This window comes from Kitasatospora sp. NPDC041988 (assembly GCF_055588525.1).
The window spans coordinates 86009-103994 of the sequence record NZ_JBVJCO010000001.1 but is presented as its reverse complement, the minus strand read 5'-3'; the positions used below and the strand labels follow the sequence as shown (position 1 = coordinate 103994).

The 17986-nt window shown below is 77.4% G+C and carries 2 protein-coding genes (1 of these 2 only partly in view); both read right to left on the bottom strand.

What is annotated here, in order from left to right; translation table 11 throughout:
- Positions 1–5024, bottom strand: the start of a protein-coding gene (locus tag ACZ6NC_RS00415; RefSeq protein ID WP_465727363.1) for an SDR family NAD(P)-dependent oxidoreductase. 15577 nt of this gene lie to the left of the window's left edge; 5024 of the gene's 20601 nt are visible here — the first part of the coding sequence; it begins with the start codon at positions 5022–5024; the stop codon falls past the left edge of the window.
- Positions 5021–17986: an amino acid adenylation domain-containing protein gene (locus ACZ6NC_RS00410; RefSeq protein WP_465727361.1), complete on the bottom strand. Its 12966-nt coding sequence runs from the start codon at positions 17984–17986 to the stop codon at positions 5021–5023. The genes ACZ6NC_RS00415 and ACZ6NC_RS00410 overlap by 4 nt, the downstream gene beginning before the upstream one ends.

The window sequence follows — 17986 nt, the reverse complement described above, 5'->3', positions numbered from 1 at the left end:
GCCTTCCCGGCGGCGGCCGGCTCCTGCGGCGCGCCGCGCCAGCGGCCCAGCCAGCAGCTCTCCTCGGTGAGGGGGTGCGTGGGCAGCGGGATCCGCCGGGGCGCGGGCCCCCCGCCCGGGCCGCGGTGCGCCTCGTGCCAGGGCACCTCGGCGCCCGCCACCCACGCGGCGGCCAGCTCCCTCAGGCGCCCCTGCCGCAGGAGCTGCGCGCAGGCCTCGGACGAGGGCGGCGCTGCCGCCGGGCTGCTTCCCGGCCGGTCCGGGCCGCCCGTGAAGAGCCCGGCGTCCTCGGGCGGCGCACCGTCCGGGAAGGCATCCAGGAAGGCGTCCAGGCCCGCCCGCAGGCGGTCGAGCGCGGTGGCCCGGTCGTCCGCGACCACGGCCAGCCGGTGGGGCCGCGCCGTCCGGCCGACCTGCAGGGTGTGCGCGACGTCGGCCGGATCGGGGCCGGCGCCGGGGGCGGGCCGGCCGGCGGCCACCAGTTCGGCGATCCCGCGAAGCGAGCCGTCCGGGGCGAGGGCGGCCGGTGGAAGGTCGCAGGCCAGTTCCTGCCCGATCCGCCGGGCCAGCTCCAGCAGGCTGGACGGGTCCAGCCCGAGATCGCCCAGCCAGGCGTCCGGGTCGACCTGGTCGGTGCGCACGCCGAGCAGGTCGGCGGCGAGCCCGACGAGCGTCGCGGTGGGCGGCTCCCCGGCGGGTCCCCCGGCGTGGCCGGCGTCCAGGTGGGCCCGCAGCAGCCGCGCCTGCGTGTGCAGGGCGGCCCGGTGCGGGGCAGAGATGACGAAGAGCAGCGGCCCGTCGGGGCCGGTTGCCGGTCGGGCGGGGGCCGGGTGCTCCTCGACCACCAGGTGGGCGCCCGCACCGCCGGCGCCGAACGCGCTGATCCCGGCCCGCCGGGGGCCGCCGTCCGCCGGCCCGGCCCACTCCTGGGCCTCGCGCTGGATGCGCAGCGGCGAGCCGGTGAGGTCGAGGTGCGGGTTGGGCTCGCCCGCGTGCAGGGACGGGACGAGCCGGCGGTGGCGCAGTTGCAGCAGCACCTTGGTCAGGCCGGCGATCCCGGCGGCGCTCTCCAGGTGCCCGATGTTGGACTTCACCGAGCCCACCGCGCAGCTGCCGGGCGTCGCCGCGCTGCCGGCGAACGCCTGGCGCAGGCCCTCGATCTCCACCGGGTCACCCAGTGACGTCCCGGTGCCGTGGGCCTCGATGCAGCCGATCGTGCCCGGGTCGACACCGGAGCGCCGAAGGGCGGTGCGGATCAGCTCGGCCTGCGAGTGCGGGCTCGGGACGGTGAAGCCGCTGGTGCGCCCACTGTGGTTGACGGCCGACGCGCGGATCACGCCGTGGATGTGGTCACCGTCGGCCAGCGCCCGGCGCAGCGGCTTGAGCAGGACCGCGCCGACGCCCTCCCCCGGCACGTAGCCGGTGGCGCCGGCGCCGAAGCTGCGGCAGCGGCCGTCGTCGGAGAGGAACTGGCCCTGCGCCAGCTGGAGGTACTTCTGCGGGTGGACGGTGACGTTCACCCCGCCCGCCAGGGCCAGGGTGCTCTCGCCCCGGCGCAGGCTCTCCACGGCGAGGTGGATCGCCGTCAGGGAGGACGAGCAGGCGGTGTCCACGGCCAGGCTGGGCCCGGTGAGGCCGAAGGTGTAGGAGACCCGGTTCGGGACGGCGGCGTGCAGGGCGGTCGGTGCCACGCCCTGGTCCTGGAACAGCTGGTAGTGGTTCCACATGACGCCGGCGAAGACGCCGACCGTCTCCCCCGTCAGGGTGGGCGCCGGGCGGCCGGCGTCCTCCAGTGCCTGCCAGCAGATGGTCAGGAAGAGGCGTTCCTGCGGGTCCATCCGCTCGGCGTCGCGCCGGGAGATGCCGAAGAACTCGCGGTCGAAGAGGTCCACGCCGTCGAGGAACCCGCCCCAGCGGCTGTAGGTGGAGCCGGGCCGGCCGCGTTCGGGGGTGAAGTAGGCGCTGTGGTCCCAGCGTTCCTCGGGGACGGGGGTGATGCTGTCGCGGCCCTCGGCGAGGTTCTGCCAGAACACGTCGAGGTCGGGGGCCTGCGGGTAGCGGCCGGCCAGCCCGATGATCGCGACGGCGTCCTGGGACTCGGCGGCGTGCGGCGGCTCGGCCGGCTGCGGGGTCCCTGCGGCCGGGGCCTCGGGCCGGTCGTGCGCCCGGACCGGAGCGCCGGCCAGGGCCTCGTCCGCGACCGGGGCGGCAGGGGCGGCATCGGCGCCGGTGAACGGCGCGGTCACCCGGTCCGGGGCGCCGTGCACCGCCACCGTCGTACCGCCGGGGCCGGCCAGGACGCGCTCCAGCAGGTCCAGGGCGTCGGCGGTGGGCATCGGCCACGTCCCCCTGGTGCGGCGCGCGTGGTCGAGGGCGTCGGGGGTGAGCTTCATCGCGCCGTCGGCCCACATGGGCCAGCCGATGGCGTGGGTCCGCCCGGGCCGGTCCGCACGGCCGGCGCGGGCCTCGGCGAAGTGCTCCAGGTAGGCGTTGGCGAAGGCGTAGTCGCTCTGCCCGGGATTGGCCTGGGAGGCGGACAGCGAGGAGTAGAGCACGAACAGGTCGAGCCGGTCCCCGGCCGTCGCCCGGTCGAGGTGCACCGCGCCGAGGGCCTTGGGTGCCACCACCGCCGGCGGCGCGCCGTCCGGCTTGTTGCGCACCAGCGAGTCCGCGGTGACGCCGGCGGTGTGGAACACGCCGTCCGGCGGCCCGAACCGCTCGCGGACGAGGGCGAGCGCCGCCTCGACGTCGGCCCGGCGGGTGACGTCGGCCGTCAGGAAGGCGACCTCCGCGCCGGCGGCGCGCCACTCCTCGGCCCGGGCGGCCTGCTCGGCGCTCATCGGGCGGCGGCCGACCAGTGCGATCCGGGCGGCGTAACGCCGGGCCAGGTGGGCCGCCAGGACGGTGGCGAGGGCCCCGCCGCCGCCGGTCACCACGTAGACGCCGTGGCGCTTCAGCGGCAGGGGCGCGTCCGGGCCGGTGGCGGGCAGGGCGGCGGGCGCCAGGCCCCGCAGCTCGCGGCGCCCGTCCAGGTGCCGGGACTGCGGCGCCGTCCCGCCGGCGGCGAGTTCGGCCAGGACGGCGTCCGCGACGGCGCCGGCCGTCCAGTGCTGCACGCCGACGCAGCGGCAGGCGAGGGCGGGGGCCTCGGCCGTGACGCACCGGGCGAGTGCGCCGACCGCCAGGTGCTCCGGCGCGCCGCCACCGGCCGGGGCGGGGTGGACGAAGAGGAGCTGCGCGGCCCGGGCCGGACGGCGGCCCAGCACGGAGCGCGCCAGGCGCAGCACGGTCAGGGCCGGGCCGTGCGGGCCGTCGGACTCGGCCGGGGCGGGCTCCGCGGCGGCCGGGACCACCAGGGCCGCCGGACGGATCCCGCGGGCGTCCAACTCCGACCAGAGCTGGTCCAGTTGCCCGGGGTCGGCCGGGTCCAGGCGGTATCCGGTGGCTCCGGCCTGCTCGAACACCGGCCCGGGGCCGACCTTGACGACCGTGGCGCCGTCGCACCGGGCGGCCAGCTCGGCGGCCAGGCCGTCCGGCCCGCCGTCGGGGGCGAAGAGGAGAAGGTCGCCCTCGGGCCGGGTGGCGGCCGGGGCCGGGGCGGGGTACCAGCGCGGCCGGAACAGGGCGGTGGCTGACGGTTCGGGCCCGGCGGCGGTGGCAGCGGCCAGGGGGACGGTGGCAACGGCGAGGGCGGCAGCGGCGGAGGGCTCCGGTGCGGTGGTGACCGTCGCGCCGGCGGGGTGGGTCTCGGCGAGGTGGGCGGCGAGGCTGTCGATGTCGGTGAACTCGAACAGGAGCGTGGGGTAGAGCGGGCTGCCCACGGTCTCCTCCAGCAGAGCGCTGATGCGGACCAGGTCGGCGGAGTCCAGCCCGAGCTCGTAGAAGCCGGTGCCGCTGCCGACCTCGGCCGGGTCCCGGTCCAGCGCCTCGCCGGCGAGCTGCCGCAGCCGCGCGGTGTAGGCGGCGACGGCGTCGGGCCCGGCCGACACCGCCCCGGCCGGTTCGGCCTGGGGGGTCGGGGCGCCGGGGGCGGTCGGGGCGGTCGGGGCGGTCGGGGCGGTCTGGGCAGCCGTCTCCGGTGCCGCCGCCGTCGACCGGGCCGCGGGCTCGTCGAGCAGCCGGGTAATCAGCTCCGGACGGCGGATCCGCTTGCACGTGAGTGCGCCGAACTCGGCCAGCAGCAGGCCCTGTTCGTCGTAGAGGCCGTAGTCGCTGCGGATCACGTCGCCGGAGCCGGCCAGCCGCTCGACGCCCGGCACGTAGAGGTGGACCGTCCGGCCGAGCGGCCGGGGCGCCCGGAACCGGTCGATGTAGACCGGGATGAACGGCTCGCGGGAGACGGCCTCGGTCTGCCCGTACGCGGCGATGGTGGCGGCGTCGAGCAGTGCGGGGTGGAGGTGGAAGGCCGCCGGATCGGGTGCTTCGGCGTCGGTGGTCAACTCGGCCAGCAGATAGCCGTCACCGACGTGCAGCCGGCCGTGGCAGGCCATCGCCGGACCGTGCCGGATGTTCTCGTCCCGGGCCCGCGCGTACAGCTCGGCCATGGCGTACCGGCGCACGGCGCCGGAGCGCAGGGCGTCGAGGTCGATCGCCGCGGGCTGCGCGGTGCCGGCCGGCGCGGTGACGGCCGCTTCGGTACCGGCCGGTGTGGTACCGGCGGCTCCGGAGCCGGACGGTGCGGTGTCGAAGCCGAGGAGGGCGGTCAGGTTCTCCCGCCACGGCGAGCCGGGCACGCCCGACCAGCGGCTGTCGGCCCGCACCGGGCGCTGCCCGGAGGCGTCGGCCGCACCGACGGTGATCCGGATCTCGCGGTCCCGGCCCTCCGTGGTGGCCACCGCCTCGGTGAACAGGATCCGGGTGAGGACGGCCCGTTCGTGGTCGAGGCCCTGGCTGCGCAGGATGCGCAGCAGGATGTCCAGGAAGGTCACCCCGGGCATGACCGAGACCCCGTGCACATGGTGGTTTCGCATGATGAAGTCGGTGGCCGTCAGTACCACGCGGCACTCGATCGGTCGGTCCGTCACGGCCGTGTTCCCCTCTGCCCGAGGCTTTCTGAGATCGCGTCGTCGTCACCGGCGAAGCGGAGGTCGAGGATCGAGGCCACCGGCCCCGGGGAGGCCGGCACCGGCCCGGGAGGTACCGCCCCGGGAGGTATCGGCCCGTTCGGCACCGGCCCGTGCGGCGGCCGGGCGTCCGGCCCGCGTTCCAGCCAGTGGCGGCGCCGTTTGAGCTCCGGTTGCGGCAGCGGCTCCCGGACGGGGTGGTGGTCTGCCCGCAGGCCCGGGTCGAGCTCGCCGACGACGGCGTGCGCGTTGGTCCCGCCGAGGCCGAACGCACTGACGCCGGCGATCCGGCGGCTCCCGGCCGGCCAGGCGGAGAGTCCGGTGTTCACCCGGAACGGCGAACCGGCCAGGTCGAAGCGCGGGTTGGGCCGTTCGCAGCCGACGGTGGGCGGGATCGCCGCGTGTTCCACCGCCAGCAGTGCCTTGATCAGCCCGGCGATCCCGGCCGCGCTGAGCAGGTGGCCCAGGTTGGACTTCACGCTGCCGATCGCGCAGCGGCCGGCCTCGGCGGTGCCGTCGGCGAAGGCGTCGGTCAGGGCCCGCAGTTCGATCGGGTCGCCGATCAGGGTGGCGGTGCCGTGCGCCTCGACCATGCCGATCTGCCCGGCCCGCAGCCCGGCGTCGGCCAGCGCGCGGCGGATCACGGCGGCCTGGGCCCTGGGGTTGGGCGTGGTCAGGCCCATCGTCCGGCCGTCGTTGTTGACGGCCACCGCGTCGATGACGCCGTGGATGCGGTCGCCGTCGCGCAACGCCGCGTCGAGGCGCTTGAGCAGCAGCACCCCGCAGCCCTCGCCCGGGACGAAGCCGTCCGCCCGTTCGTCGAAGGTCCGGCACCGGCCGGACGGGGAGAGTGCCCGGGCCGCGCTGAACTCCAGGTAGGGCTCCTCGTCCAGGAGCACCTCCACGGCTCCGGCCAGGGCCAGTTCGGACTCTCCGGCGAGCAGGCTGCGGCAGGCGAGCTGGACGGCGACCAGCGCGGAGGAGCAGGCGCTGTCCACCACCATGGCCGGGCCGCGCAGGTCGTACTGGTGGGCGATCCGGGCCGCGATGAAGTTCTGGTCGCCGCCGAGTCCGGCCGGGCCGCCCGCCCCGGCCCGGTGCCGGTAACCGGACATCCGGGCGCCGGCGAAGACGCCGACCTGGCGGCCGGCCAGCTCCTCCTCCGGGTAGCCGGCGTCGCACAGGGCGCTCTCCGCGCCCTCCAGGAAGAGCCGCACCGCCGGGTCGAGGCCGGTGGCCTCCTCCTCGGTCATGCCGAAGTGGTCGGGGTCGAAGTCCTCGATGGCGTCGAGGAAGCCGCCCCACCGGCTGATGCTGCGGCCGGGTTCGTAGGAGGGGCGGTAGAGGCGCGCGGTGTCCCAGCGGCCGGGCGGGACCTCGGTGACCGCGTCCGCCCCGGTGGCCAGCTGCTCCCAGAAGGCGGCGAGCCCGGGGGCGCCGGGGAAGCGGCAGGCCATCCCGACGACCGCGATCCGGTCCGTCCGGCTGCCGACGACGGGCTCCGCGGCAGCGGGCGGCGCGGTCGGCTCGACCGGAGCGGGCGGCGCGGGCCGTGCAGCCGCGGTGGCCGGTCCAGCCGACGCGGGCCGGGGCGGGAGCACCCGGGCCAGGTGGGCGGCGAGCGCCTGCGGCGTGTCGTGCTCCAGCAGCACCGCCGGTTCGAGCGGGCGGCCGGTGCGGCGCTCGATCTCCACCACCAGCTCGCCCAGCATCACCGATTCGACGCCGAGTTCGGCGAAGGACGCGGTCGGTTCCAGCTCCCCGCGCGGGACGCCCGCGACCGCCTCGAACACCTCGGCCAGCCACCCGGGCACCGCACCCGATTCCAAGTCCGGGACAGGCAGGACAGGATCGGCCTCGGGGGGAGCCGGCTGCGCGGCCTGGTCCACCGGCGGGGCCGCCAGGACGACCGCCGGGCCGTCGGAGGCCATCGCCCAGTCGAGGACGGCGAGTCCGTCGGCCGTGGACAGTTCACCGAGCCCGGCGGCCCGGGCGGCCGCCCTGGCCTCCTCCCCCGCGGAGCCGTCCGCCCAGACCGGCCACTGCACCGCGCGGACCCGACCATGGCCGAGCCGGGCCAGCCGGCCGGCCGTGAAGTCCGTCGCGGCGTTGGCCGCCGCGTAGTCGCTCACCCCCGCCGCCAGCCGGGGCAACGCCGAGGACGCCGAGGAGAAGACGACGAGAAAGTCCGGCCGGTCCTGGGCGCAGAGCTCGGCGAGGGTCTCCAGCCCGTCCGTCTTCGGCTCCAGCACCTCCCGGATGTCGTCGCACCGCTTGTGGACGAAGGCCGCCGGGCCCCGGGAGCCGAGCCCCGCGCAGTGCACCACCCCGGCGATCGGACCCAGGCCGGTGCGGGCCTCGGCCAGGAAGGCCGACAGCCGTGACCGGCCGGAGAGCTCACCGGTGAACACCAGCACCCGGGCGCCCGCCCGCTCCAGGTCGCGGACCGTGCCCACCGCCTCGGCGGTGGCCACGGGCAGCCCCGGGTCGTCCCACCGCTCCCGGGGCGGCAGTTCGCGCAGACCGGCGAGGGCGATCCGGCGCGCTCCCCGGGCCACCAGGTGACGGGCGACCGTCGCCCCGAGGCCGCGCGTGCCGCCGGTGACCAGGTAGGCCCGGGCGGGGTCGGCCGCGAACGGCACCGCTGCCGGCGCCTCGACGGTGCTCCACTGCGGGAGCAGCCGCCGGCCGTCCCGGTGGCAGACCTCGGCGGGCGGGTGCCCGGCCGCCCACTCGGCGGCGATCGACTCGGCCCGGGGCAGGTCGGTGTCCAGATGGGTCGCGCGGACCCTCGGGTACTCCACGCCGAGCATCCGGACGAACCCGGCGACCCGGGAGCCGGCCGACGACGGGCGGGGGCCCGGGACGCCCTGGAGGCCCTCGGTCACCTGGAGCACCCGCAGTTCGCCCCGGTGAGCGCGGATCAGCTCCTGCAGCAGGGCGATCCGCGCCGTCCACGGGCCCGGGCCGGTGTCCGGCCGGCCCACGTCGGTGAGGTCCAGCACTCCGGCGAGGGAGGGAAGCCCGGCGAGGGCGCGCCGTGCGGAGGCCTCGTCGTGGAAGGCCGGCACGCCGTCACCCCGGTCCGCGCCCTCGCGCAGCAGCACGCAGTCGGCCCGGGCACCGAGCAGCGCGACGGTCTGCGCGGCCAGCGCTTCGCTGCCCGGGCCGGCGAGCACCGCCACCGTCCCGGGCGGCACCGCGCCCGCGACCGGCTGCGGGCCCGCCGTCCACCGGCGCTCGCGCAACGGCACACCCAGCGTGCTGTCCGGGCCTGGACCGGGCACCGCCGCCGGCACGGCCGTCCGCGGCCCCGTCGGGACGGCCTCCCGCGGCCCCGTGGGTGCGGCCGCGTCTGGGAGGACGACCGGCTCGGGGAGCCAGCAGCGCCGGGCCGCGAACGGGTAGCCGGGCAGCGGGGCGATCCGGCGCCCGGCGGCCTGCGGCAGGGCCTGCCAGTCCCAGGCCGTCCCGGTGACCCAGCGCCGGGCGAGCTCGGTGAGCTCGTACCCGGCCGGGTCGACGCGCTCGGCGGGCAGGCCCGGCCCGGACGGACCGCTCACCCGCCCGCGCAGCTCGGCCGTGCCCCGGCCGGACGCGAACGCGGCGAGCCGGTCGGCCAGTTCGGCCGGCGAGGAGACCACCAGGGCGAGCCGCTCGCGCAGTTCCTCGCGGCCGACCCGGCTGGTGTGGGCCGCGTCGGCGAGGACCGCCCGGCCGTCCGCCGGGGCGGGGGCGCTCCGCAGGTGGTCGGCCCACCGGCCGGCGAGCGCGGTCAGCGCCTCCTCGGTGCGTCCCGACAGCACCACCAGCTGCGGCCCTGCCGGGTCGGCTGTCTCCACCGCGCCGGGCGTCTCGACGCCGGCCACGGGCCGCGGGTACTCCTCCACCACGAGGTGGGCGTTGGACCCGCCGGCGCCGAAGGAGCTGACCCCGGCCCGGCGCGGACCGCCGGACGGGCGGGGCCAGTCGGCGGCGGAGCGCTGCACCCGGAACGGGGAGGATGCCCAGTCGATCGCGGGGTTGAGCTCGTCGGCGTGCAGTGAGGGCACCAGCCGGCCGTGCCGGAGCTGGAGCAGCACCTTCGTCAGCCCGGCGATGCCGGCCGCCGCCTCGGCGTGCCCGAGGTTGGACTTGACCGTCCCGATGGCCACCTGCCCCGGGGCCAGGGCGCCGAACGCCTGCTGGAGTCCGGCAATCTCCACCGGGTCGCCGAGCGCGGTGCCGGTGCCGTGCGCCTCCAGGTAGCCGACCGTGCCGGGCGCCACGCCCGAGCGGGCGAGCGCCTCGGCCACCACCCGGCCCTGTGCGGCCGGGTCGGGCACGGTGTAGCCGTTGGTGCGGCCGCCGTGGTTGACGGCCGTGCCCTTGATCACGCCGTGGATCCGGTCCCCGTCCGCGACCGCCCGGGCCAGCGGCTTGAGCAGGACGGCGCCGACCGCCTCGGCGGGCACGAAGCCGTCGCCGCCCGCACCGAAGGCCCGGCAGCGGTGGTCGGAGGAGGTCATGCCCATCGCCCGCTGCTGCACGAACTTGTTCGGGTGCAGCGAGAGGTTCACCCCGCCGGCCAGCGCCACCTCGCACTCGCCGTCGCGCAGGCTGCGCGCGGCGAGGTGGATCGCCGTCAGCGAGGCGGAGCACATGGTGTCGACGGTCAGGCTGGGGCCGTGCGCGTCCAGGAAGTACGAGACCCGGTTGGCGATGCCCGCCGGTGTCGAACCGGCGGCGGTGGGAGTACCGGTGAGGGCGTGCTCGACGCCGAAGTACGGGTACTCGTGGTGCATCGAGCCGACGAAGACACCGATCCGGGAGCCGTGGGCCCGGCGCAGCCGGTCCCTGGGCCAGCCGGCGTCCTCCAGGGTCTCCCACACCACCTCCAGCAGCAGCCGCTCCTGGGGGTCCATCAGGTCGGCGTCGTGCGGGGTGATGCCGAACAGCAGCGGGTCGAAGCGGTCCACCCCGTCCAGGAAGCCGCCCTGCATCAGCTCCTCCCCCGGCCGGCCGGTGCGCCGCTCGGCGGGCAGGCCGGTGACCAGGTCCGCGCCGGCCAGCAGCTGGTCCCAGAGCGCCTGCACGGTGGCCGCGCCCGGGTAGCGGCCGGCGAGGCCGATCACGGCGAGGTCGTCCGCGGCCGCGGCGGCGGGCACCGGGCCTGACGCGGCCTCGGCGGCGGCCGCCGGGGCGGCGAGGGCGGCGACGCTGCGGGCGACACCGGCCAGGTCGCGCTGTTCGAACAGGAGGGTGGCCGAGGTGATCCCGAACTCCGCGCGCAGGTCGGCGTTGAGCCGTGCCACCAGGAAGGAGGTGAGGCCGTACTGGTCCAGCGGCGTGTGCGGGTCGATCGCGGCCTGGGGCAGACCGGACACCCGGGCGTAGAGCTCCACCAGGCGGCGTTCGACGCGGGCGACGTCCCGGCCCGACGGCACCGGTCGGGCTTCCACGGCGGGCACGGCGGGCCCGGCGGGAGCCGGTCCCGGGAGCGGGGCGCCCGGACGGGCGGCCGGCGCGGCCGGGAAGGGCTCGGTGGGCAGCGGCACCCGGCGGGCCGGCACCGACCACTGCGCGGGCCAGTCCACCTCCGCACCCGCCAGCCAGGCGGCGCCGGGCCCGTCGGCCGGTGCGGAGGGCCGCCCGCCCGCCAGGTAGTCCGCGAGCGCGGCCCGCAGCGCGGGCAGGCCCTCGGCGCACTCGAGGACGAGCCGGTGCGCGTGGTGGGTGCGGCCGGTCTGCAGGGTGTACGCGAGGTCGGCCGGATCGGGGTCCGTGCTGCGCAGCCGGTCGGCCAGGCGGGCCGCCGCGCCGCGCAGGGCGGCCTCGTCGCGGCCGGAGAGCACCGCCAGCAGCGGACCGCGCGGGGTGTCGCCGCCGGCCGGGGAGAGTTCCGCGACCGTCGCCGGGCGGACGACCGCGTGTCCGAGCGAGCCGGTCGCCCCCGCCGCGTTGACCAGGGCGCGCGCAGGCGCGGCGCCCTCGGGCGCGGGCCAGGGCAGCCGGCGGTCGGCGAGCCGGACCGGCAGGGTGTCCCAGTCGACCAGGCGGCTGAGCTGCCCGGCGGTCGGCGTCGGGGCGATGGTGCGATGGCGCAGCTGAAGCAGGACCTTGGTGAGCTGGGCCAGTCCGGAGGCGGCCTCCAGGTGGCCGATGGCGGGCTTGAGCGTGCCGAGCACGACGGGGCCGCCGGGGCGGTCCCGGAAGAGCCCGCCGAGCGCCTCCACCTCGGCCGCGTCGGCGAACGCGGCCCCGGTGGCCGCGCATTCGACGTAGCCGACCTCCTCGGTGGTGACCCCGGCCCGGTCCAGCGCGCGGGCCATCGACTCCTGGAAGGCGGCTACGTCGGGGGCGCCGAAGCGGTTGGAGCCGCCGGCGAAGTCGATCCAGCTGCCCTCGACCACCCCGTGCAGGTGGTCGCCGTCGCGGCGCGCGTCCTCGACCCGGCGCAGGAGCAGCGCGCCCACGCCCTCCCCGGGGGACCAGCCGCTCGCGGCGGCGTCGAAGGCGCCCCGGACGCCGTCGGGGGCGACCAGTCCCAGGCCCGCCAGCAGCGCCGTGTGGTACGGGTGCGCGACCAGGTTGGCCGCGCCGACCACGGCGGCGTCGCAGTCGCCTCGGTGCAGGGCCTCCAGGGCCAGGTGCAGGGCGGTGAGCGAGGAGGAGCAGGACGTGTTGACGGCGACGCTGGGCCCGCGGAACCCGAAGAGGTGCGAGATGCGGTTGGGGATGTCCGCGGCGACGGCCGACACCTCGGCGCGCCCGGTGCGCTCCCAGCGCGCGGCGCCGACGTGCTGGTGGTCGTTCCACATGGTCGCCACGTAGACGCCGACCCTGGGGGCCGCCCGGCGCAGCGAGTCCGTGGTGTGCCCGGCGTCCTCCAGGCACTGGTGCACCGCGTGCAGTAGCTGGCGCAGCTGCGGGTCGAGCGTGCCGGCCTCGGCGGGCGAGAGCCGGAACAGGGCGTGGTCGAAGCCGTCGATGTCGTCGAGGTAGCCACCGGGGACGGTGCCGGTGTCGGCGGCGCGGGCGGGGGGCGCGGTGGCGATCGAGCGGCGGCCGTCCAGGAGGTTGCGCCAGAGCTCCTCGGGCGAGCCGGCCTGCGGGTAGCGGCCGGCGAGGCCGATCACGGCGGCGGGGGTGACGCCGGCGCGCCGGGCCGGCCCCGGCAGCTCGGCCGGCGCGGCCGCTGCCACCGGCGCGGGCCCGGGTGCCGCGGGCGGGGCGGCGGGCAGGTCGGCGGCCCGGCCGCCGAGGAAGGACTGCAGGAACTGCTGGCCGTCGTCCAGCCGCAGCTGCGTGCGGACGCGGTCGAAGGCCACGCTCCCGATCGGGCACAGGCCGACCCCGGTCTCCTGCTGGGCCTCCATCAGGAGCTGTCCGACGTAGCCGGCCTCCAGCAGCAGGAAGCGGCCCGCGTCCGCGCCGTAGAGCGGCTCGATGCCCCGGGGCTGGCCGATCAGGTAGAGCTCGAACGCGGCCCGGTCGTACAGCGGCCGGTTGTAGAAGAAGTGGGCCGAGCGGTCGAGTGCGGGGGCCGGGTTGACCAGGCGCAGCGCGTGCGCGACCGGGTCGTGGTAGTAGACCCCGCCGGGCAGCGACTCGACGGCGCCGGGGCGCACGTGCAGGTAGGTCTGGACGGCGTAGGTGTCACCGGCCGAGGGGTAGCCGCGCCGCTCGCGGCCGTCCGCCTCGCTCGCGCGCAGCCGGTCGAGCAGCGCGCACAGCTGGGCGTAGGGCAGCGGGCCGGGGCCGAACTCCCGTCGGCTGGCGCGGGCGAGGTGGTGCCCGGCGGGGCTGTCGGGGGCGGGCAGCGGTACGGCGGGCTCGGCCGGGGAGGGCCGGCGCAGGTTCCACCGGCCGTCCTTGAAGGCGGCGCGTTCCTCGGGCGAGAGCACGTCCACGGACTGCGGGGCCGCCGCGGGCGCTGGTTCGGGAACGGCGGCTTCGGGAACGGCGGGTTCGGGAACGGCGGGTTCCGGAGCGAGCGTGGCCTGCGGTGCGGATCCTGGCACGGGTTCGGGCTTGGCCTCGGGCACGGGCACGGCTTGCGGGGCGGGCGCCGGGACGGCGCCGAGTTCGCGGGCGAGCCGGTCCGCGATCCCGGCCGCCGTCGGAGTGTCCAGCAGTGCGCTGACCGGGATCCGCACCCCGTGCCGCTGCTGGAGGGTCCGGGAGATCCGGACCATCGTGAAGGAGGTCGCGCCCTGGTCCCAGAGGTCCTGGTCAGGGTCGACCGGCAGGCCGTCGAGCAGCCCGGAGGCGATCTGCGCGATCTCCTCGGCGAGCCCGGCGGCGGACACGGCAGGAGCGGCGGGGACGGCTGGGGCGGCGGCGGACACGGCGGGGGCAGGGGCCGCAGCGGGCACGGGGACGAGCCCGGGGGCGGCCGTCGCCAGCGGCCAGGGCAGCGCGGCCCGGTCGAGCTTGCCATTGGCGGTCGCCGGGAAGGTGTCCAGGAAGACCAGATGGTTGGGGACCATGTAGTCCGGCAGGGCCAGCGCGGCGTACGCCCGGAGCTCGGAGACCGGCGGCGGGTCACCGGCGGCCAGCAGGTAGCCGACCACCTTGTGGTCCCCGGAGGCGCTCGGGCGCACCAGCACCACGGCCTCCCGGACGGCGGGGTGGCTGCGCAGCCGGTGCTCGATCTCGCCCAGCTCGACCCGGTGTCCGCGGATCTTGACCTGGGTGTCGGCCCGGCCGAGGAAGGTCATCACGCCGTCCGGGCCGAAGGCCGCGCGGTCGCCGGTGCGGTACATCCGCTGGCCCTCGCGCCGCACGAACGGGTCGGGCAGGAAGCGCTCCTCGGTGAGCTCCGGCCGGTTGTGGTAGCCGAGCGCCAGGCAGTCCCCGCCGATGTAGAGGTCGCCCTCGGTGCCGATCGGGCAGGGCTCCAGCCGCTCGTCCAGGACGTAGTACCGCGCGTTGTCGATCGGCCGGCCGTACGGGATGCTCCGCCAGGCCGGGTCGACGGTGCCGATCCGGTGGTAGTTGGACCAGACGGTCGCCTCGGTGGCGCCGCCCAGGCTGACCAGTTCCGCGCGCGGGAACACCGCCCGCAGCTGGTCGGGCAGCGACAGCGGGGTGTAGTCGCCGCTGAGGAAGACCAGGCGCAGGTCGTGGGTGCCGCCCGGGTCGCCTTCGCCGCCGGTGCCGCCGCCGGCTGGGTCGGGCAGCAGCGGCATCAGCTGGGCGAGCGTGGTGGGCGCCGAGTTCCAGAAGGTGATCGGCTGCTCCAGCAGCAGGTCGAGCAGCAGCGCCGGGTCCTTCTGCTGGGCCTCGTCGGCGATGTAGACGGCGGCGCCGCTGCCGAGCAGGCCGAAGATGTCGAACACCGACAGGTCGAAGCCGAGCGAGGTGACCATCAGCCCGAGGTCGCCGGGCCCCAGGCCGAACGTGCGCCGGCACCAGTGCAGCAGGTTGGCCACCGGGCGGTGCGCGACCGCGACGCCCTTGGGGCGCCCGGTGCTGCCCGAGGTGAAGATGACGTACGCCGTGCTGTCCAGCCGGGCGGTCGGCCGGGGCGCGGTGGCGGCGGGCACGATGTCGTGGTCGATCTCCAGCACCCGGACGCCGTCCGGGAGGGCGAGCGGCCCGGTGTCCGCGGTGGTGAGCAGCAGGGTGGCACCGGTGTCCGCGAGCATGCCGGCGGTCCGCTCGGCGGGGGCCGCGGGTTCGACGGGCAGGTAGGCGGCGCCCGCCTTGAGGATGCCGAGGACGGCGGCGACCAGGGCCGGGCCGCGCCGGGCGCCGATCGCCACCACCTGGCCGGTGTCGACGCCGAGCGCGCGCAGGCGGTGGGCGATGCCGTTGGCCCAGCGGTCGAGTTCGCGGTGGCTGACGGTGCCGCCGGGGTGCAGCACGGCGGGCGCGTCCGGGGTGCGCCGGGCCTGGTCCTCGACGTACAGGTGGACGGGGCGTTCGTCGGGGACGGGCACGGCGGTGTCGTTCCAGGTGTGCAGCACCAGCTCCCGGTCCTGCGGGCTGAGCACCCGGGCAGGGGCGGGCTCCGGCTCGGTCGCGGTGGCTGTGGCGGTGGCTCTCGCGGTCTCGGTCTCGGTGGCGGTGGCGGTCCCGGCCGCGGAAGCCGTGGGAGAGGCCGCCGTGAGGGCCTCGCCGAGCCCGGCCAGCAGGTGCCGGTAGGCGGCGAACATGGCCTCCAGGTTCGCCGGGGCGAAGTCGCCGGGCACCGCGTCCCAGTGGTAGTGCAGTTCGTCGCCCTCCTCGACGCAGATGCTGTCCAGGCTCACGTCCGGGGTGTAGGTCATCCACCGTGCGGTGCGTGCCCCGGGCGGTGGCGCGTGTTCGGTGAGTTCGAGCAGCCCGGTGTGGACGACGGGGAAGGCCAGGCCTGCGCCGGCCCGTTCCCGCATCACCACGCGGCGCAGTTCGGCGAGCCCGTCGGCGCCGGCGCCGAGCGTGTCGTCCTGGTCCATCCGCGCCTGGTGGGCGGCGGCCCGCCCGGCGAGCGGGAGTGCGGCCGGCCCGTGGTCGAGCCAGCTCAGCCGGGTGTGCTCGCCCGGGCGGCGGTGTTCGTCGTCGGGGTGCCAGCGGGCGGCGACCACCGTGAAGTCACCGTCCACCCGGCTCGCCAGGGCCTCGGTGAGGACGGCGAGCAGCGCGGCGTCGGGGCTCAGGCCGCGGCTCTCGGCGGCCGCCCGGGTGCGCTGCCACCCGGTCAGGACGCCGGAGTGGCGGATCCGGCGGCGGTCGGCTCCCCCGGCCGGGGCCGGGCCGGCGGGCAGGGCGGCGAAGCGCTCGCGCCAGTAGGCGACGGCGGCCGGGTCCGGGGCCGCGGATTCGGCGGCGGGGGCCGGCAGGGCGGGCGGGGCGGTGGTCCGCCCCGCGTATCCGGCGACCAGCTCGCGCAGCAGCAGGTGGAGGCTGCGGCCGTCGACGACGGCCAGGTCGATGGCGCAGTGCAGGGTCGCCCGCCCGGTCGCGGCCCGGGTCACCCGGAGGTCGAACTGCGGCCAGCGGCCGAGCGCGAAGGCCGTTCCGGCCATCCGGTCGCGCAGCGCGTCCGCCACGGCCCGGCCGCCCGGGCCGTCGGGGGTGTCGGGGGTGTCGGGGGTGTCGGGGCCGGCTGGGCCGTCCGCGGGGAGGTCGATGACCGGGATCCGGCGGCGCGGGCCGGCCGTGCGGCGCACCCGCAGTTCGCCGTCGGACGACAGGTGGCTGCGCAGCACGTCGTACCGCTCGGTCATGGCGTGCCAGGTGTCCTCCAGCCGGCCGATGTCCAACTCGTCGAGCTCGAAGGCGTGGTAGACCTGACAGCCGTCCCAGGCGGCGGCGCCCTGGGCGCGGGCCACGTAGTAGGCCTGCTGGAGCTGGTTGAGCGGCCGGGACTCCTCGTCGGTGCCGGCGCCGCAGGCCAGGTCGCGCAGGGTGTTGCCGAGGGCGGTGAAGAGGGTGTCGGCGGCGCCGGGGGCGAGCAGGGTGTCGGCGACGTCCCAGCGGTAGTGCAGGGCGCCGCCCGTCTCCCACATCTGGTGTTCGAGGGCGATGCCGGCGGTTCGGCCGGCCGCGTGCGCCAGGTGGGCTGAGAAGCCGTCCGGCGTGGCGCTGCCGGTGTCCAGCAGGCTGGTGAAGACGACCGGCAGGGCGGCCGGCGGCGCCGACCTGTCCCGGGCGCGCAGCTCGCGCAGGACCTCCACCCCGGAGACGCCGGTGTGGGCGAGGTCGGCCCAGAGGCGGTCGTGCAGGGCGCGGGCGGCGGCGTCGAAGGAGTGGTCGGGCTGTGGTGTGACGGCCAGCAGCGCGGTGGAGGTGAACGGCCCGACCAACTGCTCGGTGCCGGCCGGCAGCCGGACCCGGTCGGTGGTGGTCAGTACCAGGGTGAACGGCCGGCCGGGGGCGTCGGCGGCCAGGACTTCGGCGAAGGCGGTGAGTACCAGCGCCGTGGGCGACACCCCCAGGCGCGCCGCGTGCGCCTTGAGGGCGTTCCACTGGGCCGGGGTCAGGGCCGCGCCGAGCGAGCGGCGCGGGTGGCCGCCGAGGCGGGCCGGGGGCCGGGCCAAGGCGGCCGCGGGGGCGGCCGTCGCCCCGGCGAGCCGGGCGCACCAGTGGTCCAGGTCGGCCTGGTGGGCGGGGGTGGAGCGCCGCTTGTGCAGGGCCAGGACGGCCTCGCGCAGCGGGACGGCCGGGGCGGGCAGCGGGTGGCCGGGCTGTTGGTAGCACTGCCACCAGTGGTCCAGCAGCACCTGGAGGCCGTGGCCGTCGGTCAGCATGGCGTCGATGTCCAGGTGGACGGCGCCGGCGCCGTCCGGGCCGAGCGACACCTCGACGTGGTGCGGCTGCCAGCCGGTGTCCCGCTGCCAGGCCGGGTCCGCCAGCCGTTCGCGGACGGCGCTCAGGTGGTCGGCGAAGGCCTGCGGGGCGGCGGCGGTCAGGTCGTGCACCGGGACGGCCGGGTGCGCCGTGGGCGCGATCCGCTGGCGGCCGTCCTCGTCGACCAGGATGCGCAGCATGTCGTGGTGGGCCACCACGCGGTGCCAGGCCGCGGTCACCCGGGCCGGGTCGAGTGCGGGCGGCGCGAACTCGCGGTAGATCCGGCAGCCGACCGGGTCGGTGCCGAGATCCGGGTCGCGGCCGACCAGGTAGGCCTGCTGGACGGGGGTGAGCGGGAGCGGTTCGTCGTGCCCCGGCGTGCCGGGGGCGGCCGGCTCCGGCACGGGCCTCCGGCCGCCGCCGCCATCTTCCGTCAACTCGGCGATCTTGTCGATGAGTTGACGAGTGGTGGCACCGCCGCCGATCCAGTCGACCGCGATCTTCACCCCGAACGCGGCCTCGATGCCGAGTGCCAGGCGGGTCGCCGCGAGCGAGGCGAGCCCGTGCTCGCGCAGCGGCAGGTCCGCGGCGGGCCGTGGTGCCCCGGCGGGCCCGACCTCATCGACGAGACGGGTGACCGCTGCGGCGATCTCGTCGCGGTTCAA